General features: G+C 57.6%; 16 protein-coding genes. 8 read left to right on the top strand and 8 right to left on the bottom strand.

The window, feature by feature from the left end; translation table 11 throughout:
- Positions 1-345 precede the first annotated feature (345 nt).
- The 3 genes from LC059_RS00670 to LC059_RS00660 form a co-directional block, all read right to left on the bottom strand.
- Positions 346-1,260, bottom strand: a complete 915-nt coding sequence (locus tag LC059_RS00670) for an aldo/keto reductase (protein ID WP_226701933.1) — start codon at positions 1,258-1,260, stop codon at positions 346-348.
- A gap of 80 nt (positions 1,261-1,340) precedes the next feature.
- On the bottom strand, positions 1,341-3,287 hold the full coding sequence (locus LC059_RS00665; RefSeq protein ID WP_226701932.1) for a phytase: 1,947 nt from the start codon (positions 3,285-3,287) through the stop codon (positions 1,341-1,343).
- A gap of 180 nt (positions 3,288-3,467) precedes the next feature.
- On the bottom strand, positions 3,468-6,101 hold the full coding sequence (locus tag LC059_RS00660) for a TonB-dependent receptor (protein ID WP_226701931.1): 2,634 nt from the start codon (positions 6,099-6,101) through the stop codon (positions 3,468-3,470).
- Between the two features lie 276 nt (positions 6,102-6,377).
- Here LC059_RS00660 and LC059_RS00655 point away from each other — a divergent pair, with 276 nt between their 5' ends.
- Entirely contained in the window at positions 6,378-8,330 is a 1,953-nt protein-coding gene (locus tag LC059_RS00655) for a PhoX family protein (protein ID WP_226701930.1), read from the top strand.
- A 21-nt stretch (positions 8,331-8,351) separates the two neighbouring features.
- Here the strand turns inward: LC059_RS00655 and LC059_RS00650 are convergent, their stop codons facing one another.
- The gene (locus LC059_RS00650) at positions 8,352-8,978 is read right to left on the bottom strand and encodes a protein-methionine-sulfoxide reductase heme-binding subunit MsrQ (RefSeq protein WP_226701929.1); all 627 of its coding nucleotides are present in this window, start codon (positions 8,976-8,978) and stop codon (positions 8,352-8,354) included.
- Positions 8,978-9,979, bottom strand: a complete 1,002-nt coding sequence (gene msrP / locus LC059_RS00645; protein WP_226701928.1) for a protein-methionine-sulfoxide reductase catalytic subunit MsrP — start codon at positions 9,977-9,979, stop codon at positions 8,978-8,980. The genes LC059_RS00650 and msrP overlap by 1 nt, the downstream gene beginning before the upstream one ends.
- 298 nt (positions 9,980-10,277) lie before the next feature.
- On the opposite strand from msrP, the gene LC059_RS00640 reads away from it, so the two are divergent.
- Entirely contained in the window at positions 10,278-10,424 is a 147-nt protein-coding gene (locus LC059_RS00640) for a lmo0937 family membrane protein (protein ID WP_161859444.1), read from the top strand.
- Between the two features lie 82 nt (positions 10,425-10,506).
- Here the strand turns inward: LC059_RS00640 and LC059_RS00635 are convergent, their stop codons facing one another.
- Positions 10,507-11,115 (bottom strand): MarC family protein, encoded by a 609-nt coding sequence (locus LC059_RS00635; protein WP_226701927.1) that lies wholly within the window; start codon positions 11,113-11,115, stop codon positions 10,507-10,509.
- A gap of 67 nt (positions 11,116-11,182) precedes the next feature.
- On the opposite strand from LC059_RS00635, the gene aceK reads away from it, so the two are divergent.
- Entirely contained in the window at positions 11,183-12,946 is a 1,764-nt protein-coding gene (aceK, locus tag LC059_RS00630) for a bifunctional isocitrate dehydrogenase kinase/phosphatase (RefSeq protein ID WP_226701926.1), read from the top strand.
- Positions 12,947-13,132: 186 nt separating this feature from the next.
- On the top strand, positions 13,133-13,642 hold the full coding sequence (locus LC059_RS00625) for a hypothetical protein (protein WP_226701925.1): 510 nt from the start codon (positions 13,133-13,135) through the stop codon (positions 13,640-13,642).
- An 8-nt stretch (positions 13,643-13,650) separates the two neighbouring features.
- On the opposite strand, the gene ppk1 is transcribed toward LC059_RS00625, so the two are convergent.
- On the bottom strand, positions 13,651-15,723 hold the full coding sequence (gene ppk1 / locus LC059_RS00620) for a polyphosphate kinase 1 (protein ID WP_226701924.1): 2,073 nt from the start codon (positions 15,721-15,723) through the stop codon (positions 13,651-13,653).
- A gap of 171 nt (positions 15,724-15,894) precedes the next feature.
- On the opposite strand from ppk1, the gene LC059_RS00615 reads away from it, so the two are divergent.
- The 3 genes from LC059_RS00615 to LC059_RS00605 all read left to right on the top strand — a co-directional run bounded on the left by LC059_RS00615 (position 15,895) and on the right by LC059_RS00605 (position 19,525).
- On the top strand, positions 15,895-17,412 hold the full coding sequence (locus tag LC059_RS00615) for a Ppx/GppA phosphatase family protein (protein WP_226701923.1): 1,518 nt from the start codon (positions 15,895-15,897) through the stop codon (positions 17,410-17,412).
- Between the two features lie 19 nt (positions 17,413-17,431).
- Complete coding sequence (locus tag LC059_RS00610; RefSeq protein WP_226701922.1) at positions 17,432-18,922, top strand: protein adenylyltransferase SelO; 1,491 nt, start codon at positions 17,432-17,434, stop codon at positions 18,920-18,922.
- A gap of 168 nt (positions 18,923-19,090) precedes the next feature.
- The gene (locus tag LC059_RS00605; RefSeq protein ID WP_226701921.1) at positions 19,091-19,525 is read left to right on the top strand and encodes a DUF2147 domain-containing protein; all 435 of its coding nucleotides are present in this window, start codon (positions 19,091-19,093) and stop codon (positions 19,523-19,525) included.
- A gap of 77 nt (positions 19,526-19,602) precedes the next feature.
- Here LC059_RS00605 and parC read toward each other — a convergent pair whose 3' ends face one another.
- Positions 19,603-21,852, bottom strand: a complete 2,250-nt coding sequence (gene parC, locus LC059_RS00600) for a DNA topoisomerase IV subunit A (RefSeq protein ID WP_226701920.1) — start codon at positions 21,850-21,852, stop codon at positions 19,603-19,605.
- A 241-nt stretch (positions 21,853-22,093) separates the two neighbouring features.
- On the opposite strand from parC, the gene LC059_RS00595 reads away from it, so the two are divergent.
- Positions 22,094-22,699 (top strand): ATP-binding cassette domain-containing protein, encoded by a 606-nt coding sequence (locus tag LC059_RS00595; protein WP_226701919.1) that lies wholly within the window; start codon positions 22,094-22,096, stop codon positions 22,697-22,699.
- Positions 22,700-22,707: the final 8 nt, after the last annotated feature.

Genomic DNA, 22,707 nt, shown 5'->3' with positions numbered 1-22,707 from the left:
TATTCCTGTGGCGCTGAAGCACTGGGCAGGTGTTTTTGAAACCGAGCTAGGCGCCCCCCTGTGAATACATCCCTGTCGCCGACGCTTTCAAAAACACCTGCCCAGCACTTCAGCTTTAACCCCAACTCCGCAACTTCGTAGGCAGCCTACAACCCACTAAATTCAAATCGTGGTATTTGGCTCATGCGAAGGTGCCGACGCCGGGGATCTGTTCGCGAGACCTTCCGCGAGAGGGACCTCGCGGAAGAGCCCCCATGGATGGGTTCACGGCGTGTCTCGCGAACAGATACCCGGCGGCGGCACCGCCACCGCGCTAGCTATCGAGCGAAAACCACCGAAGCGAAATCAATCCACATCCCGCCCACGCCCGGCACGTAGTAGTTCAAACCACTCTTCCCGATCCAGCTCCATTTCCAAGGCTGCCAACGCAGACTCCAGCCGTTGAGGGTTGCCACTGCCCAAAACCGGGATCATCTGCGCAGGATGTTTGAGCAGCCACGCCAACGCCAGCTGCATCGGGCCGCTTTCCGCATCCAGGCCGCGTGCCTGGGTCAGTCGCTGAAGCTCCCTCTGCACCCGCACGGCATCTTCATCACTACCACTGAACAAGCGCCCACCGGCAAACGGTGACCAGGCCATAGGGATGACCTTGTGTTGCTGGCAGTGATTCAGCTGGCCGTCAAACATTGGCAGGGAGTGCAGCAGGGAGGCTTCGATCTGATTGGCCGCCAGAGGCAGAGACAGGCGCGATTGCAGCAGGTCAAACTGATGAGGCAGGAAGTTGGAAACCCCGAGGTGTTTCACCTTGCCTTCCGCCACCAGCGCCTCAAGCACTTCCGCCAGCGCATCGGCATCCATCAGCGGATCGGGGCGGTGCAGCAATAACAGGTCCATCTGCTCGATACCCATATCGCGCAGGCTGGTTTCCACCGCATTACGCACATGCGCTGCTCCGGTGTCGTAGTGATTGATACGCGCACCGGAGGCTTCGCCGGCGAGGCGGATGCTGCATTTACTGACGATTTCCATGCGCTCGCGCAATTGCGGTTTCAGCTTCAGCGCTTTGCCAAAAGTCTGCTCACAGCGGTAGTCACCGTAAATGTCCGCCAGGTCGAAAGTGGTTACCCCAAGGTCCAGCATCTGCTCGAACAGCGACAGACGCTCAGCGGGGGAGTAGTTCCAGTCGGTGAGTCGCCAGAGACCGAAGGCGATGCGGGACAGCGAAAACTCGGGAACGAGAGGAGAAGAGACTCTCTGCATAAAAAATCCACCGGGTTGGGAAATCAATCCGGTGGATTTTCGCATAGTCACGGAGGGGCGTAATCCTCCCCCGGCGAGGGTTACGGTAGCCCCAGGGTCTCGGCTATATCTGCCCAGGAAACCAGCTTGAAGTTCTGCGTCTGGCTCGGCATGCGATTACGGCCATCCTGCACCACCAAAAGCCCCTGCGGATACTGGCTGCCGAGAGCGGCACTGGACACTTCGAGGCCGTCGGTTTCCGAACTGCCGTCGAGGTTTTTATCCAGGTTGATATCCACCTTGAAGTGGCCAACAAACTGACTGCCGTCGCGGCTGAACAGCGCATAGCTGTTGTTGCCCTGACTGGAGACCACCAGGTAACTGTTGTCGCCGGAATGGTACAGCCCCATACCCTCTACATCCGCAGCCAGGCGCTCGCCATCCACGGCGGCGATCAGTTGGGGCCTGGCTTCGCCACTGAGAAAGGCGGCGATATCAAGGCGCCATACACCGCCATCTTCCTCACCGAAGAACAGCATCTGCATTTCGTCATCGACCACACAGCCCTCCACCTGGCTATCCACAGCCAGAGAGGCCACCTGTTTCAGGCTCCAGTCGACATTGCCGCTGCCGGGCACAATTTGCAGCAGTTGCATCCCGCCCTCTTTGTCCGATACCCAGGCCATCAGGTCTGCGCCCTTGCGGTAAACACACAGGCCGTAGGGGTCTTCCATCTCCAGGTTGCGCACCCCCAGATAATCGACCTCACCCGCCGCGCTGATACCGAACAGGCTCACGCCGGGGTCGGTGCGATTGGTGGCCGCAGCGATAGCGGCAAATTTACCGTGCTGGATGGGGCGCAGGTCCACATTGTTCACCCGGCCGACCGCAAAGTGTTCCACCAGCTTGCCGTTCAGGTCATAGACACTGAGACCACTTTTTTTGTCGGTCCCGAGGATCAGGCTCGCTGACGGCTTGGCGAGGTTCACCCAGATTGCCGGGTCATCTGCGGCGTCGCCACCGGAGGTCACCGGGGCCGTCTGGGCGCTGGCCCGCACCCGCGGAATTTCTACCGGGCCGCGGAACGCCTGCATTTCCGCTGCCGGTTCCGGCAGCGTCACCGCAAAGCGGTGCACCTGGTCACTTTCCTCTTCCAGCGCCAGCAGCGCGCCCTGCAAAACGGCGGTGGAAACCGGCTCAACATCCGCGAGCATTTCAGAGAACAGGGGTTTCTGGCGCGGCGTGTTGATGTTGAATGCGAGCACCCGGGCACCGGCAGTCAGCCAAAGGTTGCCACTGACTCCGTCCAGCCACAGGCCACCAAACGCCTCTTCCGCCAGCTCTGCCGGGGTGGCGAATACTTCGCGCCCTTCATCCATCTCGGCATCCGCATTCAGGCTCCAGATACCCAGGGGCGGTTGCGCCACCAGCAACTTGCCACTGCGGTCGTCCACCACACAGGAGGAAACCTGTTCGCCAAAATACAGCGGGCGCACGCCGGTAAATTGCCAGGCCTGTTCCCGGGGGTGCACGACATATTCGTGGCCGAGGCCGTTTTCATCGATGGCGAACAGATGTGTGCGGCCGGCCTGACGCGAGAAGCACATGGCCACCTGAGGCGCACTGGTTGCCATGGCACCGAGGTAACGGATTCGCGGGCTACCCTTTTCCAAATCCAGCAGTCGCAGCTGCAGCTCGCTGCTGTCTTCGTCGTAGACCGCGATCAACCAGTTGTCCGCTTCCAGCTGCTGCAGGGCAAACCGCTCCACGGTGCCACCGTCAAGCCCGAGCTGCTCGGCACCGGCACCGTCAACCAGTACCAGCCCCCGCTTTTCGCTCGCCAGCAACAGGTAGTCGCTGCCGCCCAGTTGCAGTGGCGCCAGTTGGCTGGAAACCACATCCTGAAGCGCCAGGGCATTCTCGGCGGTGATGGGTTTGGGCGCCGTGGAATGTTCAATCTGCGGCCCGCAGGCACTGAGCAGGCCGACCACTGCCAGCGCACCAGTAATTCTCAAGAAAAGGTTATACGCCATATCACTACCGTTCATTGACACTTCTGTTGTTGCTTCGACCACTCAACAGGCAACAATACGCCCGCTTTGGGTCAGAAACATGGCAAACAGATGACCGGTGACTCCAATATAAAAAAATAGCAGAAAGCCCCGGCAGCGATATCGTTTGTATCGGTGCCGGGGCCCCTGCCCTTTTATCCGGAACTGCTGCGCGACTTAAAAGGTCGAGTAAGTCACACCCAGCACGTAGGACGGACCGTACTCTTCGTACTGGCCGTTATAACCGCGACGGTTGGCGTAGAAGGGCTCATCGGTGAGGTTCACCGCATTGAAGAACACCTGCATGCCATTTTCGAAACGGTATTTGGCGGAGAGGTCCAGCTGCATGTGGGTATCTTCGTAGAGATCAAACGCTTCGTCTTCCAGATCCACTTCCAGCAGGCGCTCACCTTTGTACGCGGTGGACAGGCGAAGACTCAGGGCATCACGCTCGTAGCCAACGATAAAGTTGGCAACCAGGTCTGCCTGGGAAGGCAGGGAGATCTTGTCGCTGCGCTCTGCATTGGCTCCCAGGCCCAGGTTCGCATCGGAATCAGTCATGGTGGCGTTGGCGCGCAGCAGGAAGCCGTTGTCGAAGCCGCGGGTCCAGGACAGTTCCGCACCGGTCAGGGTCGCCTTGTCACCATTGATCGGCTGGAAAATCTCGGCCTCTTCCACTTCTAGACCACCAACGTACATGCTGTAGTCAGCGGTACTGGCCACATCGGCAGTAACGATAAAGTTATCGATCTGCTTGTAGAAGGCACCGACAGAGAACATGCCCAGTGCGTCGGCGTAGTACTCGAAAGACGCGTCAAAGTTGCGTGCTTCGTAGGGATCCAGCAGCGGGTTACCGGTTTCCACCTCCAGCTCGCCCTCGTCGTACTCGATGGCCGCGGGAGACGGATTCAGGGCACCGAAAGACGGACGGGACAGTGACTCGGTGTAGGCCGCGCGCAGCACGATGTTTTCGCTGTAATCGAACTTGAAGTTCACGCTCGGGAACAGATTGCTGTAGTCGTTCTCGTACTCCACTGAAGAGACGTAAACATCCTCCGCGACTTCTTCTGCACCCGGGATGGCTTCGCCGGACTCTGCTACACGGTAACCCTGGGCAGAGAAGTCGGTGGCTTCATAGCGCACCCCGTAAACCAGGTTGGCGCGGCCGAAGTCGATATCGTTCATCACGTAGATCGCGGAGATATCTTCGTTCATCACGTAGTCGCGCGCGCTGTCCAGGGCGGTGTCGGTTTCGTCAATTTCGAAGCTGGCCAGATTGGCATCGATAAATGCGTTCAATGCACCCTTGTTCACTCCCGGGCCGAAAGTACCCAGACCATACTCGATGCCACTGTTGGCGAAATCGGCGAGAGTGAAGTCGCCACCGAAGCCGTCGTACACGGTCGCATTCAGATCACCGGTCTTTTCGCGGCGGCGCTCATGCAAACCGAATTTCAGCTCGGACGGGCTGCCCGCCACTTCAATGTCGCGACGGATGTCGATACGGAAGCTGACTTCTTCGTCGTCGGTGAAATTGTCCTCGATGACAAGCTCATCCAGCTCGTAGTTAGCGGCATCCATGGCGCTGCCATCGGCGTACATTTTTGGGGTTTTACCGGCGCTGGTATACCCCAACTCCAGCCCTTCCTGAACGAAGGTGGTATCGCGACGGTGCGGTTCGGACTCTTCTGCGTGGGAGTAGCCCAATGCGTACTCCACACCCCAGGCATTCAGATCGTGGGCACCACCGGCCACCACAGACAAAATCTCCTGCTCCTCGAAACGGTCTTTCAGTTCTTTCTCCAGCGCGGCGTCTGACCAGGTCACAGCACTGCTGGAAACGGTATCCGGGTCGTCATTTTCTTCGTCCAGCTTGTAGGAATTGCGCTGACGCTGCTCGTCGTCGGAAAAATCAGAGTAGAGGCTATGCAGGTAAAGCTGGTGGCCTTCGGTAACCTCCAGGTCGAAGTTAGCGGCGAGGCCGGTGCGTTCACGGGTCACGGTGTAGTCGCGCTCTTCGATTTCCGCAGCGGTGATGCCAACGCTTCCGTCCAGCGCGGTAAATTCTTCCCATACGCCGTCGGTTTCAATGTTCTCCGAGCCGAAATTGCGCTGCTGATGAGAAGCGGCGATGGCAACACCAAGAGTGCGGCCGTTCAGGTCAATTTTGTTGGTATAGGTACCGGCAATTTTCGGGCTGTTTTCACCCTGCAGTTCGCCGTAGCCGTTTTCTACCGACACTTTGTAGGTCTGACCATCGTAATCCAGAGCGTTGATACTTTTGATCTCGATGGCGCCACCAATGGAATCGGCACTCATATCCGGTGTCAGGGTTTTGAACACTTCCAGGCTGGCCAGCAGGTCGGATGGGATAACGTCCAGGGCTACCGCGCGGCTGTCGGTTTCCGGCGCCGGCAGGCTCATGCCATTGATGGTGGAAGCGTTCAGGTTGGGGTCGATCCCCCGTACGCCCACGAAACGGCCTTCACCCTGGTCGCGGGCAATGAAGACACCAGCCATACGCTGCAGGGCTTCGGTTACGTTGGCGTCAGGCAGTTCGCCGATGGCTTCGGAGGTCTGTACTGCGACCACCTTGTTGGATTCACGCTGGCGCTCGATGTCACTGCGGGCGTTAGCGGCCTGTGCGGTGACCACGATGGTCTCCATCAGCTCGCCTTGTTTCTCCGACGCCTTTTGTACAACAGATTGTTCAACAGATTGCTGTGCACCGGCGTTCACACTGATGACCGCCGCCGCAATCGGCGCCAGCATTTTCAGATTAAATACAGCCTTAGTCGCATTTTTAATCATATTCCCCGTCCCTATCTGGAAGTGGTTTATTAAGAGCAGAAGCAGTTGGGCGACCGGTACACTGGCGGAAAAATCCATGTCCGGCCTGTTGATTTGTGCGCGCAGGCTAGACTTGGCGTGTGAAGTTTGCGTTACGCTTTTTTTAAATTTGTCATAGAGCAGCGGTAACCTTGCTCTCGAAGCCGCGAGCGAAATATCGAAATTGCTTGCGCAGCGCCGGCCTCAGGTCGATTGCGGCGACCTGTCGGGATAAAGAACACTGATGGTGAATAATTTATGACAAGCCACAAAGATGAAAACGCAGCCAGCGAACAGCCGACCAGCCTGACACGCAGGAGTCTGTTCAAAGTCATTGGTGCCGCCACCGCCGCAGCAACCGGCACGTCTCTGCTAACGAGTTGTAGCGAGCAAAAAAATTCGACAGCAACGAATCTCGGATTCAAGGAAATCCCCCACAAACTGGATTTCCAGCACCACCTGCCGAATGGCTACAGCGCCGACCTACTGCTGCGCTGGGGTGATCCGCTGGATGCCTTTACCGGCGCTTTTGTACCGGAAAGACTCGACGCGAAAGAACAATCCCGCCGCTTTGGCTACAACAATGATTTCATCGCGTATATGCCGCTGGATCCGGATGCCGCTCCCGGCGAAGGCGACAAGCACAGCCTGAGCCGCAACAGCGAGCGCGGCCTACTCTGTGTCAATCATGAATACACCCAACCCCACCTGATGTTTACCGGCTATACCGAAGCCAGCGCCAATCGCGGCACCAGTGACGAACATATTGCGGTGGAGCAGCAGGCCTGTGGCCACAGCGTGGTAGAGATAGAGCAGACTGCCGATGGCTGGCAGCCAGTACTGGGCAGCCCCTACAACCGGCGTATAACGCTCACCACCGCCATGGCTATCGTCGGCGCCGCTGCCGGCGACAAACGCCTGCAAACCGGTGAGGATCCCAGCGGTACCCAGGTACTGGGCACCGTTGGAAACTGTGCCGGCGGCAAAACCCCATGGGGTACGGTGCTAATCGCAGAAGAAGGATTTGGCGGAGCATTCCAGGGCGACCCGGACAATGTGGCGGACGAGGTAGAGGCCCGCAATCACCACGCCTTCGGCGTCGACAAAGGCAACCGTAACTGGGGCGATTACGATCGCCGTTTCGACATTACCGCGGAGCCCAACGAACCAAACCGTTTTGGCTGGATGGTCGAATACGATCCTTACGATCCGAATTCCAAGCCGCGCAAGCTCACCGGTCTCGGCCGTTTCGAGCACGAAGGTTTTACGGTGGTGAGCAAGCCCGGGGAACCCATCGTGGCCTACGGCGGCGATGACGACGAACACCAGTTTGTGTATCGCTTTGTCTCGAGCGGAACCTTTCAACCTGGCAACAATACCTACAACCGGGAGTTGCTGACCGAGGGCACCCTGTACGCAGGCCAGTTTAACGAGGGCGGCTCCGGCATCTGGCTGCCGCTGGTTTTCGGGCAGGGACTACTGACGCCGGAGAACGGGTTCCGCAATCAGGCCGATGTACTGATCGACTGCCGTCGCGCGGCCAGGCTGATCGGCGCCACCCCAATGGATCGCCCGGAAGATGTGGAAACCAACCCGGTGAACGACTGCACCTACGTGATGCTCACCAAAAATAAAAAACGCGCGACGGGGGAGGAGAATGCCGCCAACCCGCGCGCACGCAACGCCGCCGGCCATGTTCTGGAAATTGTGCCGCCGGGGCGCAGCGGGCTGCGCGACCATGCCAGCAATACTTTCCGCTGGAACACCTTCCTGCTAGGCGGCAATCCCAATGCGGAAGACCCTGCAGAACGGGGCGCCTACGGCCAGCAAAATCCGGCTAATATCTCCGCCCACGGCTGGTTTGCCAACCCGGACAATGTGGCTTTCGATAGTCGAGGAAATATGTGGATTGCCACCGATGGCTGTGAGAGCTTCGGCTTTCATGATGGCCTGTGGGCGATGGCTACCGAAGGTGAGCTGCGCGCTGCGCCAAAGCACTTCTTCGGCTGCCCGGAGGGCGCTGAAATTTGCGGCCCGGAATTTACGCCCGACGGCAAGACATTGTTTATCTCGGTGCAGCACCCGGCGGATGCTGGCGATTCAACATACGACAACCCACTACATCGCTGGCCGGACAATGATCCCAAGATGCCGCCGCGTCCCTCGGTGCTGGCCATTCGCCGGCAAGATGGTGGCAGTATCGGCAGCTGAAATTCAGGCCTTCAAAAGCCCTCAGCGAAAACTCTTCAACCATCGCAGCACAGCCTGGCGTCGCCACCACAGCAGCAGCAACGCCAGCGCCGTGTATATCGCGGGCTCAATCCAGCCACTCTTTACGGACCACCAAAAGTGCCAACAGGCGAGCAGCACGACCAGGTACAACAGGCCGTGCAGCTTTTTCCACTGTTTTCCCATTTTACGCATCAATGCGGGGAGAGAGGTGACCGCCAGAGCGAAAAGAATCAGCCAGGCGCTAAATCCGAGCAGGATATAGGTACGCTGGACCAGCTCGCTACCGATCAGTGACCAGTCCAGAGCCAGATCGAGCCCCAGCCAGGCACTGAAATGCAACGAGGCCCAAACGAAGCACCACAAACCGAGCGGGCGACGCAAACGGTTCAACTGGCCAAAATGCAGCACACGTGCCAGAGGCGATATCAGCAGCGTAAGAAGCAGAAGGCGAATGGTGCCCATGCCGAGATAGTGGATCAGCTCCTTGACCGGGTCCCCGCCAAGATCGCCGCGATTGATGGCGACAAACAACCACAACACCGGCAGCAACGCGCCGACATGCACGCCGACCTGCAAAACGATTGCCAGAAGCTTGCGCCAGGAGGCGCCATGGGTTGCGCCGCTCATCAGTAAAACTTTTTCAAATCCATACCCGAGTAGAGGCTGGCCACTTCCTCCCCGTATCCATTAAACGGCAGGGTGTCCTGGCGCTTTACCGCAAAGAGGCCACCAGGGCCGATAAAGCGCTCACTGGCCTGGGACCAGCGCGGGTGGTCCACGGCAGGGTTCACGTTGGCGTAGAAGCCGTATTCCTGCGGCAACATCTTGTTCCAGCTCGTGGGCGGCATCTTCTCCACCAACCTGATCTTAACGATGGACTTGATCCCCTTGAAGCCGTATTTCCAGGGCACGACCAGGCGTATCGGCGCACCGTTCTGCGGCGGTAGGGTTTTGCCGTAGAGGCCGACAGAAAGGATGGTGAGCGGGTGCATCGCCTCATCCATGCGCAGCCCCTCCACATAGGGGTAATCCACCCCACCACCCACATAGCGATTGCGCTGACCGGGCATCTGTTCCGGATCGTAGAGGGTCTGGAAGGCGACGTATTTGGCACGGCTTGTCGGCGCAAAGCGTGTGAGGAATTTGCCCAGTTCAAATCCGACCCAGGGAATCACCATGGACCAGGCCTCAACGCAGCGCATGCGATAGATACGCTCCTCCAGCCCGATCTCGCTCATCAGCTTCCACACATCCACCGTCGCCGGTTTTTCCACTTCGCCCTCTACCGTCAGCGTCCAGGGCTCGGTTTTCAGTCCCTGACTGTTTTCCGCGGGGTCCGTTTTGCCGGTGCCAAATTCGTAGAAGTTATTGTGGTTCATGACCTTGGCTTCCGGCGTCAGTGTCAACGCGGGAGCAGGCTTTTGGGGGGCGAAGTCCAGCGGCTTGCGCGGGGCCGCTTTCGGCGTGTCACTGCCAAAAAGGTCCAGGCCGTAGGAATTGCGTGCGAGCAGCAGACCGCCGATACCAGCTCCCAGCCCGGCGATCACCTGGCGACGGGAGACATACGCGGACTCAGGAGTCGTTTGCGCTTCCGTCAATGTATGGCGCGATGGTGATTTGATCAGCAAGGTCACTCTCCTTTGTTCTCACAGGCCATGGCGGATGTGGCAGTTTACTGTTTGGTCGCGGAAGCGGCCTGTGTCTTACACGGACTTGTTACGTAAGAACCGGTCTCAATAGATTGGTTCAGGGTTATCAACAATTGATCTTAATGCCGAGTGCTGCGGGAAACATTTTTCTTTGTGGGCTCAGATACCACAAGCTATTGTTTTATTACTACCGCACCTTCTCCGTGAAGCTGTGGCCGTTGGCCCGACTTAGCCAACCCCCAACAACGCCCGCAAAGGGCCTAATGAGGTTGCGAACATGCTTGAGACAATTATTGTCATACTTGTCGTGCTCTGGCTGCTGGGGCTCGTGAGCTCTTACACCATGGGTGGCTTCCTGCACGTATTGCTGGTGATAGCGGTAATACTGCTGATTCTGCGTTTGGTGCGGGGCCGCGGACCATAGCGTGAATCCGCTTCCCAAAATCGGGAACAGCTAAAAAACGCCGGCTTGCCGGCGTTTTTTTATGGAGGTGCACTTCGGATGGTCAGGTCATAAAGAACTGCTGTAACCCCAGCAACACATTGGTGGTGGCCACCGAAGCGAGTATCAGTCCCATCACCCGGCTGACGATACTGGCGCCGGCATTGCCAATCCAGCGGTAAATCCAGTTAGCGGTTAATAATAGCAGCAGCACAATCCCAAGGACCGCCAACATGGCGCTGGCAGTATTCACTTGATGAATAGGGTCAAATCGGTGGTTATCGGTGAGTACCACCGCCGCCAGCATGGCACCGGGAGAGGCAATGGACGGCACCGCCAGAGGGAATATCGCGGTTTCATGGCCTTCGCGAATGATTTCAACTTCGTTTTCCGGCTTGCCTGCACCAAAAATCATGGTCAGCGCAAATAGAAACAGAACGATGCCACCGGCCACCTGGAATGCGGACAGGGGTACGCCGATGGCCTCGAGTAAATACTGCCCCAGCAACAGGAAAAACATAAGAATGCCCGTGGCGACGGCAACCGCCAGAATAGCAATCTTGCGCCGCTGCCACTCGCTGTGCTGGGTGGTCACCGCAATAAACACCGGCAGTGTACCTACCGGGTCGATAACGGCAAAGAAAAAGACAAAGCTGCTGATCCAATCGTTCAAGTGAGAGCCTGTTTGTCCGTGCTAGTATCGGCAAATGGAAGAAGATGGTTCCACAAGAGTCTAGTGCATGACAAACCATTCCCCGACTGCCCGCCGTATCGCCAAAACAATCCTCAATGGCTTTGATGCCTATTTTGCCGATTTCCAGAATATTACCCTGGGCGCCAAGGCGCGGTTTGAGACCGCGGCCTGGGCAGCAGTGCGGGAGACCAATAAGGAACGGATCGACCTCTACAAGATCAAGGTCAACCAGGTGTTGAAACTGGTGCATTCGGTCACCAGCAAGGACACCACCCAACTGGAGCTGTGGGGGCAGGCCAAGGCGACCTACAGCCAGTTGATCGCCAATCACAACAACTATGAAATCGCCGAGACCTTTTTTAACTCGGTTTTCTGCAGCCAGTTCCAGCACGCCCATATTCACGACAGCCACATTTTCGTAAAACCCTCCCGTGCGCTGGATGACAAACCCCTGCGGGATTACTCCATCTATATCAGCTACAGCGGTCGCGATGGAATGGAGGCGATGATTGAAGACATCCTCGCCGACTACAGCTTCTCCATCCCCTGGGAAGATATGCCGCGGGATGTGGAGAATATCTGCAGTACCCTGCGCGAAGGCCCGCTGGCAGGCATGCTGGAAGGGGAAGATGACGAACACCGGTTGCGGGTAGACATGTTGGAATCCGTGTTCTATCGCAACAAGGCCGCCTACCTGGTCGGGCGGCTGATGTTCGCCGGCGAAGTGATCCCGCTGATACTGCCCTGTCTCAACAATGGTCGCGGCAATGTATTCGTGGACACCCTGATCCACGACAACGACTCCGTCAGTATCATTTTCAGTTTTACCCGCTCCTACTTCATGGTGGACGCGCCCATTCCATCGCGGTTCGTGCGCTTCCTTTCCACCATCATGCCGCTCAAGGAAAAGTCGGAACTGTACAACTCCATCGGCTTCCACAAGCACGGTAAAACCGAGTTCTACCGCCATATCCTGGCGCATATGAAGGTGAGCAACGATAAGTTCATCATCGCCCCCGGCATCAAGGGCATGGTGATGAGTGTATTTACCCTTCCCTCCTACCCGGTGGTATTCAAGGTCATCAAGGACAAGTTCGATAATCCGAAAACCGTGACCGAGGAAATCGTCAAGGATAAGTACAAGTTTGTATCCCGCGCTGACCGCGTCGGCCGCATGGCGGATACCCAGGAATACACCAACTTTATTTTTTACCGCAACCGCTTCAGTGATGAGCTACTGCACGAGCTGCAAACCCTCGCCCCATCCAAACTGCTTGTAGATGAGAAATGGGTCATCATCAAACATCTGTATGTAGAGCGGCGTATGGAGCCGCTCAACCTTTACCTGGACCAGGCGGATGAACAACAGACGATTGAAGCCATGGAAGAGTACGGCAATGCCATCAAGCAACTGGCGGCGGCAAATATCTTCCCGGGCGACATGTTGCTGAAGAACTTCGGGGTAACACGTCACGGCCGTGTGGTTTTTTACGATTACGATGAACTCTGCCCACTAACCGAGTGCAACTTCCGAAAAATTCCCGAGCCGCAAACGGCGGAGCAGGAGCTGGCCGACCGCCCGTGGTACACCGTCGCCGAGGCGGATGTTTTCCCGGAAGAATTTCGCCTGTTTTTCTCCGGTAATCCGGTGGCCCGCAAGGCGTTCGAGGACCAACACAGCGACCTTTACGATTACCGATACTGGCAGCGCCTGCAGGAACGCATTCGCGCCGGCCGCGTGGAGAGCACCTTCCCCTATCGTCGCAAAGTGCGTTTTCATCGGCTGCCGATCAAGCGCACTGCGCCCTGATACTGCACGGATTACGCGCCTGGCTGTGGCATCAAAACTATCAGCCAAAAAGCACAGGGCAAAGGACAATGGGCCCCACGCAACGACTGACGGCAGAGTCTCACCGGGTATAGGGAGTCCCATCGGTGGCTGGAAGTTTCAGCGGCTATAGTTAAAAAAGCGGAACGGTACCGATGGAGGTAAGAAGTGCGGTATATCGGCTGTAATGCCCTGAGCGTTGGAACGATGCTGTGGAGCCTGTCACTCAGTGGCTGCGGTTACCTGCCCAGCGAAATGGATGGCGACATCAAGACCGACAAGTCAAAGCCTCCTGGAACCGCCGCCATTGTCGCCATGCACACTGCCAGCTGTGAGACCCCTGCCAAGGGCTACAAGCTGGTCTCATTCGACACCCTCTACGAATTCACCGACGATCCGCGCCAACCTTTTCAGCCCTCCGCCAACCTGCCTGCTAAATACGATGTGCGTGCCTATTTATGGGGCTACGACAACTGTATGGCCAAGGGTACCTGCAAACACGGCGATCACTACTGGTTGATCAAGCGTGGTCCAGAGGACGACTTCTCTACCTGGGTAGTGACGCCGCAGTATCCCCGCATCACCATCGCCTCCCGCTGTAAGGATCACCTGAAAGTCGGCAAGCGCTATCGGCTGTCGTTCGAGAATGGCAAGCTGGTGGGGCTCAGCAGAAACTGAGCCGGCCGTCATACCTCCAGCTTTTTCAGGTACCGGTAAATCGCATCCTGAGAACGCACATTGCGCTTGCTGTCGCGATTGGCGATGCGCCCATTGCTCTGATCCGCATCGAGAATCCGCGCTTTCTGGTTGTCCTGCCACTGCAATTCGAGAATATCCAGCACCGTCTTGCGATGGACCGCCGACAGTAGCGGGAAGGTGACTTCCACCCGGTGATCCAGGTTGCGAGTCATCAGGTCGGCAGAAGAAAGGTAAACCTGCTCCTCGCCACCCTTGTCTCCACCCGGCTCGCCACCATTGAGGAAGGCGTACACCCGCGCATGCTCAAGATATTTGTCCACCAGACTGATCACCTGAATGTTATCCGACAGGCCCTTGGTCTCACACAGCAGTGCACACATACTACGCACGATAATCCGCACCCGTACCCCGGCGGCACCCGCACGATACAGGCGCTCGATCACTTCGGAGTCCACCAGGTTATTACACTTGATGAAAATCTCTGCAGGATCGCCGGCAGTCGCTGCGGCAATCTCACGATCGATACAAGCGAGGATGTTCGGGCGATTGCTATGGGGTGACATCCAGATGTGGTTGTAGTCCACCTGTAGGTGGGGCTGCTTGATAAAGTCGAATACCCGGTAGGCATCCTCTCCCAGTTTGTCATCACTGGTCAGCAGGCTGAAATCGCAGTAAAAGCGTGCCGTGCTCTCGTTGAAGTTGCCAGTACCGAAGTGGGTGTAATAGCGATTGCGACCACCCTCTTCACGCAGGATGGAAATCAGCTTGCAGTGCACCTTCAAACCAGGCACGCCGTAAATGACCTCAACACCTGCATCACTCAACTCATTGGACCAGTGGATATTGGCCTGCTCGTCGAAACGGGCTTGCAGCTCAACTACCGCGGTCACCTGTTTCTGGTTTCGCACCGCGTTGACCAGCGCCGCCACTACCCGCGAGTTCTGCGCTACGCGGTACAGGTTGATGCGTATCTCACGCACCTTGGGGTCAATCGCTGCGGAGGCCAGCAACTTGGTGATTACACGAAAATCGTGATACGGGTAATAGCACAGCCGGTCCCTCTCCCGCAGCCAATCGAAAATGTTGGCGCTGTCCGGCAAGGTGGGGAGTGGTGCGATTTTACGGTAAGTGTGCTGCTTGCTATCCGCCGGGAAACTCATGAAATCTTTTGAGTTGTGGTAGCGGCCGCCGGGCGTATAGCTGTCGTAGCGCCCCATCTTCAGCTTTTTCTTGATCATCTGCAGCAGTACTTCTGGCATGGTGGAGTCATACACCAGGCGCACCGGTTCTGCCTGCTTGCGCTTTTTCAGTGACTTCGCGACCCGGTCGACAATGTTCTGGGTAACGTGCTCCCCCAGTTCGAGCTCGGCGTCGCGGCTAATCTTGAAGGTATAGGCGGCCGCTTTTTCAATGGGCAAAACAAAGCGGAACACGTCCACGAGACAGGCGCGAATCACATTGTCGAGAACAATGTAGACCTTCTCATGGCGTTTCTCGCGGTGGGGTATGGCGACAAACCTCGGCAGGATATCCGTAGGAAGCTCCAGCCCGGCAAAGCGCAGACTGCCGTCTTCGAGCTCGAGATAGATACCGAAATAAATGCTCGCTTCGTTCAGCAGCGGCATGGTATCCCGGTCGTCAATAAAAAATGGCTCCAGTTCCGGCAACACTTCGCGGTGGAAGTACTCCTCCACATAGGCGCGCTGGTTATCCGTCAGCTGGCGCTCGTTGATGACGTGGATATTGTTCCGCCCGAGATCTTTTAACGCCTTGGTATAGGCATTGCCGAAACGGGCCTGCAGACGCAACACCTTCTCATTGATATTGCCCAATAGCTCCGAAAAGCTCTCTTTTTTCTTGCTGCCCTTGGTAAATGTGGCCAGGCGGCGCACATCCGCTACGCGAACCCGGTAGAATTCGTCGAGATTGTTGGAAAAAATGCCAAGGAAGCGCACCCGCTCGATAACCGGAACGCTCTCGTCCTCCACCTCCTGCAATACACGGGCGTTGAAGGAAAGCCAACTGATCTCTTTGGGGAAGAGGGGGATGTCTTTTGCCATACTCTCTACTGCATTCTCCGTGGGACAGGTCCCCTCATCGCCATCGGGGCGCGATAGACCTGTGGGCAGAGCAAAGTTGTTCGGTCTCAATCGGGTAAACGCTCTTAAAGCCATAGGTTATAGCAACGCAGTTTGCTACATTTTTGTTACACGCATTTGACAACGATAACCATGACAGCCGCTGACGCTACCACTATCCACTCCGCCAGTACCAGTGCAGACAACAGTCACGAGCGCTACGCTGCGCTCGACCTGGGCTCCAACAGTTTTCATCTGCTACTGGCCGAGTTTCGCGATCTGCGCATGGTGCGACTGCATACCGACCGCGCCATGGTGCGACTGGCGGAAGGTCTGGACAATGAGCGCAACTTGGCGCCAGAAGTTGCTGAGCGCGCCCTCGAAGCCCTGCGCCGCTTCGCACCGGTGATACAGGACCTGCCCCTGGACAATGTGCGTGTAGTCGGCACCAACACACTGCGCGCCGCCAGTACCCGAGCGGATGGTTTTCTGGAGGCAGCGGAAGGCATTCTTGGCGCACCCATCGAAATCATTTCCGGCATTGAAGAAGCGCGCCTGATCTATTCCGGCGTCATGGCTGCAGCAGAGGGGCCACCGCAGCTGCGCTGTGTGGTGGATATCGGTGGCGGTTCCACCGAGCTGGTCCGCGGTGTGGAAACGCCAAAACAATTGCAAAGCGTCAGCATGGGCTGCGTCGCCTTTAACCGGCGCTTTTTTGACAGCGGCAAGATTGACGCCGGCAAACGCAATAATTTCATCCGCGCCCGCCGTGCCGCACAGGCAGAACTTCAGGAACTGCAGCACATTGCCGATGATGCGCTGGTGATGGGTGCATCCGGTACAGTCAAATCCGTGGCGCGCGTGCTTAACGATGGCGAGCTGCTGCCTATCCTGCGCGAGGACCTGGATAAACTCGCTGACAAGGTGGCGAAGTGTAAAACCGTCGACAGTATCGATTTACCGCATCTTGACCCTCAAAGGCGCCCGGTGTTTGCCGCAGGCCTTGCGATTCTGCATGGGATTTTTCGCGAATTGAATATCGAACAGATGCACATTTCCCCTTACGCCATTCGCGAGGGCATCGTCCATGACCTGGCCGGCCGCGCGGCCGGCGGCGACCGCCGCGCGGATACCGTGGCCAACCTGATGGAGCGGGGGGAAATTGATCCCGCGCAGGCCAACCGTGTCGCCAATACCGCGCTGCAGTTTTTTGGCCAGTTAAAGCCCCACTCGCAGGTCGCCCAGCGGCGCCTGTTGCGCTGGGCAGCGGACCTGCACCAGATCGGGCTATCCCTGTCCCACAGCAGTTTCCGCAAGCTGGGTGCCTATATGATCGAGCACGCGGACATGGCCGGGTTCAGCAAAAACGAACAGGAAAATCTCGCCTATCTGGTGCGCAACCAGCGCGGCGATATCAAGGCGGTACAGGAGCACTACGGTTTTCACCCCGACAGCGACCTGCTACTGTGCCTGCGTCTCGCCTGTATCGTACACCGGGATCATGTGGACCGGGATATCGATGGCCTCAACCTGTCCGCGCACGGCCCCGGTTACCTGCTACAGGTCCCAGAAGCCTGGCTCTACCAGTTCCCGGCGATCGAAGACCTGCTGGAGCTCGAGGTACAGTGCTGGGAAGACAAAGGCATCAAACTGAAATTGAAACAAATATAGCGATCTATTCAGGAACCCTGTGACCAAATCCGGCGCTCAAACGAGCTCTCTCGACCAGCTGCACCTGCAACATCACTACGCCGACCTGGGGCCGGCCTTCGGCACTCCCACGCCCCCAGCCCCACTGCAGAATCCGCATCAAATTCACGTTAACCAGCAGGTGATGGCCCTCATTGGTCTCGACACAAAAGACGTTGAGCATCCTGACTGGCCCCTGTACACCACCGGGGCAAAGTTATTTGCTGGCAGCGAACCCACTGCCATGAAATATACCGGTCACCAGTTTGGCGGATACAACCCGGAATTGGGAGACGGCCGCGCCCTACTGCTTGGCGAAGCGGAGCACGCGGGCAAGCGCTGGGACCTGCACCTCAAGGGCGCAGGTAAAACCCCCTACTCTCGTTTTGGTGACGGACGCGCAGTATTGCGCTCCACCATTCGCGAATACCTGGCAGGCGAAGCATTGACAGCCCTGAGGATTCGCAGCACCCGCGCACTCAGTATTGCCGGCAGTAATGAGCCGGTGGCGCGGGAAAAAATGGAAACCGGTGCGGCGCTGATTCGTGTGGCGCGCACGCACATCCGCTTCGGGCATTTCGAATACCTGTTCTACACCCGCCAGCTGGATGCGCAAAAACGGCTAGTGGAATTTGTCTGTGAACAGTTTATTCCTGACGTTAAGGACCAACCCATTCAACAGCAAGCTGAGGCGCTGTTGCGGTTTACGGTACAGCGCAGTGCGGAACTGGCGGCCGGCTGGCAATCGGTGGGTTTCGCCCACGGTGTATTAAACACGGACAATATGTCGATCATTGGCGACACCTTCGACTTTGGTCCCTACGGATTTCTCGACGATTACGAACCGGGTTTTATCTGCAATCACTCCGACCACACCGGCCGCTATGCATTTGATGCACAACCGGGTGTGGTGCTGTGGAACCTTAACGCGCTGGCTCACGCTTTTTCCTCACTGCTTGATACGGAAGTTCTGAAGGATTGTCTCGGGGAGTTTCAGCCGCTGCTGATCGACTACTACGCGGGGCTGATGCGAGCCAAACTGGGACTGGAAATGGAAGATGACGGCGACCAGCAATTGTGTGCAGACTTGCTGGAATTGCTCGAGCACGGCCGCGTGGATTACTCGCTATTTTTCCGCGCCCTGAGCCACTACGCTGGCGAACGACCGGCGGGCACGCTGGAAGCCCTGGTCTCACCTTCGCAACATGAAGCCCTGGGAAATTGGTTACAGCGCTACGATCAGCGCCTGCAAAAGGAGACGCGCTCTGTGCAGGAACGCAGCCGCGCAATGCTGGCAACAAACCCCAAATTTGTGCTGCGCAATTACCTGGCACAGAAAGTGATCGAAGCCGCAGAGGCCGGTGACTACCAGCCCCTGAGTGTTTTCTTTGATCTGTTGCAGGCGCCGTTTGACGAGCACCCGGGATTCGAAGAGTGGGCGGCGGCGCCAACGGACGCGGGCAAACATCTGCCCATCAGCTGCTCTTCCTGACGGTGAACACACACCCGGTAGTTCACAGATTCCAGTTAATGACAGCGCCAGCCGTATTTTGTCGCGGCACCCTTTCTGCGAACATCTACACTAAATTGGAAGCCAAATGGCAGAAACCGACCAAATAAGGTGATATGGTCACACCTTATTTTAGCGATGGATCCCTTTATGAAAAACCGACTCTCTCCGCTGAAGGCTCTAATCCTTGCACTCACCACACTGCTGTTCACCACTCAGCTCGCCTTTGCCGACGTGGTTGGCCGCTGGACGACCATCGATGACGAAACCGGGCAGAAAAAATCGGTTGTCGAGATTTACGAACAGGGCGGCAAATATTACGGCAAGGTGGTCGACCTGCTGATGAAGCCGGACGATACCGTATGCGACGCCTGCCCGGGCGCCAACAAGGGCAAAAAAATCGTCGGCATGAATGTCATCACCGATATGGTGAAAAAAGGTGACGTCTACGAGGGCGGTCAGATTCTCGACCCCGCCAAAGGCAAGGTCTACGACTGCAAGATGTGGGTGGAGGGCGGCAACCTCAAAGTCCGCGGCTACCTCGGGTTCTTCTACCGGACCCAGACCTGGTATCCCGCCAAGTAATTCTTTTCGATGCTCTTCCAGGGCAAATAAAAAAAGAGGGCATTGCGCCCTCTTTTTTATTTGCCCTGGTCAGTCTCTTATTTTCTCTCGACTTCCACCTTGTCCACCTTCTGGAAACCACGCGGCAGTTTGTTACCCCTTCGGCCGCGCTCGCCCTCGTAGTGCTCCAGCTCGGCAATCTTGATCTTGGTGTGGCGCTTGCCCGCATGGATGATCAGTTGATCCTTGCCTTCCAGCACGGCAATACCCACCACAATTTCCTCGCGGCTGGCGGCACGTGCGGCAGGGATGTTAATGATTTTGTTGCCCTTGCCTTTGGAGAGCTCCGGGAGTTCCGATACCGGGAATACCAGCATGCGGCCCTCGCTGGTTACCGCCGCAAGCAATGCAGACTCCGGGTTTTCGATTTCCTGGGGAGGCAGCACCTGCGCGCCTTTGGGCAAACTCAGCATGGCCTTGCCCGCCTTGTTGCGGGACTGCAAGTCGGCGTACTTCGCGATAAAGCCATAACCAGCGTCGGATGCCAGCAATACCTTCTGATCGTCCCCGCCCATCAGCAGGCCCTCGAAGGTGGCCCCGGACGGCGGATTGATCCGCCCCGACAACGGCTCACCCTGCCCCCGTGCGGAAGGCAGCGAGTGGGCGGCAATGGCGTAGCTACGTCCGGTGCTGTCCAGTAACAGCGCCGGCTGGTTGCTCTTGCCACGGGCGGCGTATTTGAAGCCGTCACCGGCCTTGTAACTGAGGGACTCCGGGTCGATCTCGTGGCCCTTGGCCTGGCGAATCCAGCCCTTGGCGGAGAGCACAACGGTAATCGGGTCGGAGGACAACAGTTCGGTTTCACTGAATGCCTTGGCTTCTTCCCGCTGCACGATGGGCGAGCGGCGCTCATCCCCGAATTCATCGGCGGCGGCCAGTAGTTCTTTCTTGATCAGGGTCTTCAGGCGGCGCTCGCTGCCGAGGGTTTTGGTAAGGCTCTCGCGCTCTTTTTCCAGCTCCGCCTGTTCACCGCGGATCTTCATCTCCTCGAGGCGCGCCAACTGGCGCAACTTGGTATCGAGGACATATTCCGCCTGAACTTCCGACAGCTCAAAGCGCCGCATCAGTTCCTGTTTCGGCTCATCGTGGGTGCGGATGATCTCGATCACTTCATCGATATTGAGGAATGCGATCAACAAGCCATCCAACAGGTGCAGGCGCCGCTCGACCTTGTCGAGGCGGAACTGCAGGCGGCGTCTCGTGGTAACGGTACGGAAGCTCAGCCACTCGGTGAGGATCTTGTCCAGTGACTTCACCTGCGGGCGACCGTCGACACCGATCATGTTCAGGTTGACGCGGTAGCTCTTCTCCAGGTCGGTGGTCGCGAACAGGTGGTTCATTACCTGCTCCAGGTCCACGCGATTGGACTTGGGCACAATCACCAGGCGGGTTGGGTTCTCGTGGTCCGATTCATCGCGCAGGTCGGACACCATCGGTAGCTTCTTGGCCTGCATCTGTGCGGCGATCTGCTCCAGCACTTTCGAGCCACTGGCCTGGTAAGGCAGCGCGGTGATGATGATGTCACCGTCTTCCTTGGTCCAAACCGCACGCATTTTCACCGAGCCCTTACCGGTCTCGTACATTTTCTGCAGGTCAGCCCGCGGCGAGATAATCTCGGCCTCGGTGGGCATATCCGGGCCCTGGATGTACGCACACAACTCACTGACCGTGGCTTTGGGGTTCTCCAGCATATGCACCGTGGCATCCACCACCTCGCGCAGGTTGTGCGGCGGGATATCCGTGGCCATGCCCACGGCGATGCCGGTGGTGCCGTTCAGCAGGATATTGGGTACTCGCGCCGGCAGAACCGCAGGCTCGTGCATGGTGCCGTCGAAGTTGGGCTGCCAGTCCACGGTGCCCTGTCCCAGCTCGGACAGCAGTACCTCGGAGTACTTGCCCATACGGGATTCGGTGTAACGCATGGCGGCGAAGGATTTGGGGTCATCCGGCGAGCCCCAGTTGCCCTGGCCGTCCACCAGCGGGTAGCGGTAGCTGAACGGCTGCGCCATCAGCACCATCGCCTCGTACACCGCACTGTCACCGTGCGGGTGGTACTTACCGATCACGTCGCCCACGGTACGCGCGGACTTTTTGTACTTGGCGCTGGCCTTCAGCCCCAATTCGCTCATGGCGTAGACAATACGGCGCTGCACCGGCTTGAGACCGTCGCCGATATTGGGCAGGGCGCGATCGAGAATCACGTACATGGAGTAGTCCAGGTACGCCTTCTCGGTGTAATCCGCCAGGTGCTGGCGTTCGGATGCTTCAAAGACTGAGGGCTCGGTCATACTGCGAGAGTCTCGTTATTTTGTTGGGTGTCGTGCATACAGAGGGGGGATTATGGCGGACAGTGGCGAGGGGTTCAAAGCCTGCGCGTCTGAGGTAACAGGATTGCGGTGCAGTATCCGTTCCTGATAAAAACAGTGTTTTCGCTGTTCCTGTTCTCCCGCCAGCAAGGTAGCCAGCTAATGTCCGCCCCAAATTTCCCGTCCAGCCCCCTCTCCAGCCATCTGCCTTGCTAGCCAGAAAATGAGCAACCTGAAACTGTGCGACGTCGCTGTGGGGGATCTGGAATCCATTCAACTGGATATCACAGCGGGAGAAATCCTTTGTCTTTCCGGTCCCTCTGGCTCAGGCAAAAGCCGCTTGCTGCGTGCCATTGCCGACCTGGAATTACACGATGGGCAGGTACAGCTGGGAAACACCGAACAAAGCGCACTTCCCGGCCACCGCTGGCGAAGTGCGGTAATGCTGGTACCCGCGGAAAGCGCCTGGTGGCACGAGACCGTCGGCGAGCATTTTAAAGGCCGCCCTGAACAGCTACTGGAACAGGTTGGGCTGCCCCCAGAGGCGTTTGAATGGCAGGTGTCCCGCCTATCCTCCGGAGAGAAGCAGCGCCTTGCGCTCGCCCGCGCCCTGTCCCGCAAACCCTCGGCGTTGCTGCTGGACGAGCCCACCGCAAACCTGGATAAAGACAATACCCAGCTCGTGGAACACTGGCTGTGTGACACCATCCGCGAACAAAAGATCCCCACCCTGTGGGTAGCCCATCATGAAGACCAGATTCAACGGGTCGCCGACCGGCACTTTCACATTGAAAATTCCGGCGTAAAAGAACAGGCGGTGACATCATGAAGGACGCA

The organism is Microbulbifer elongatus (genome assembly GCF_020524885.1).
GTDB classification, from domain to species: domain Bacteria; phylum Pseudomonadota; class Gammaproteobacteria; order Pseudomonadales; family Cellvibrionaceae; genus Microbulbifer; species Microbulbifer elongatus_A.
This window is presented reverse-complemented; position numbering and strand designations above follow the sequence as displayed.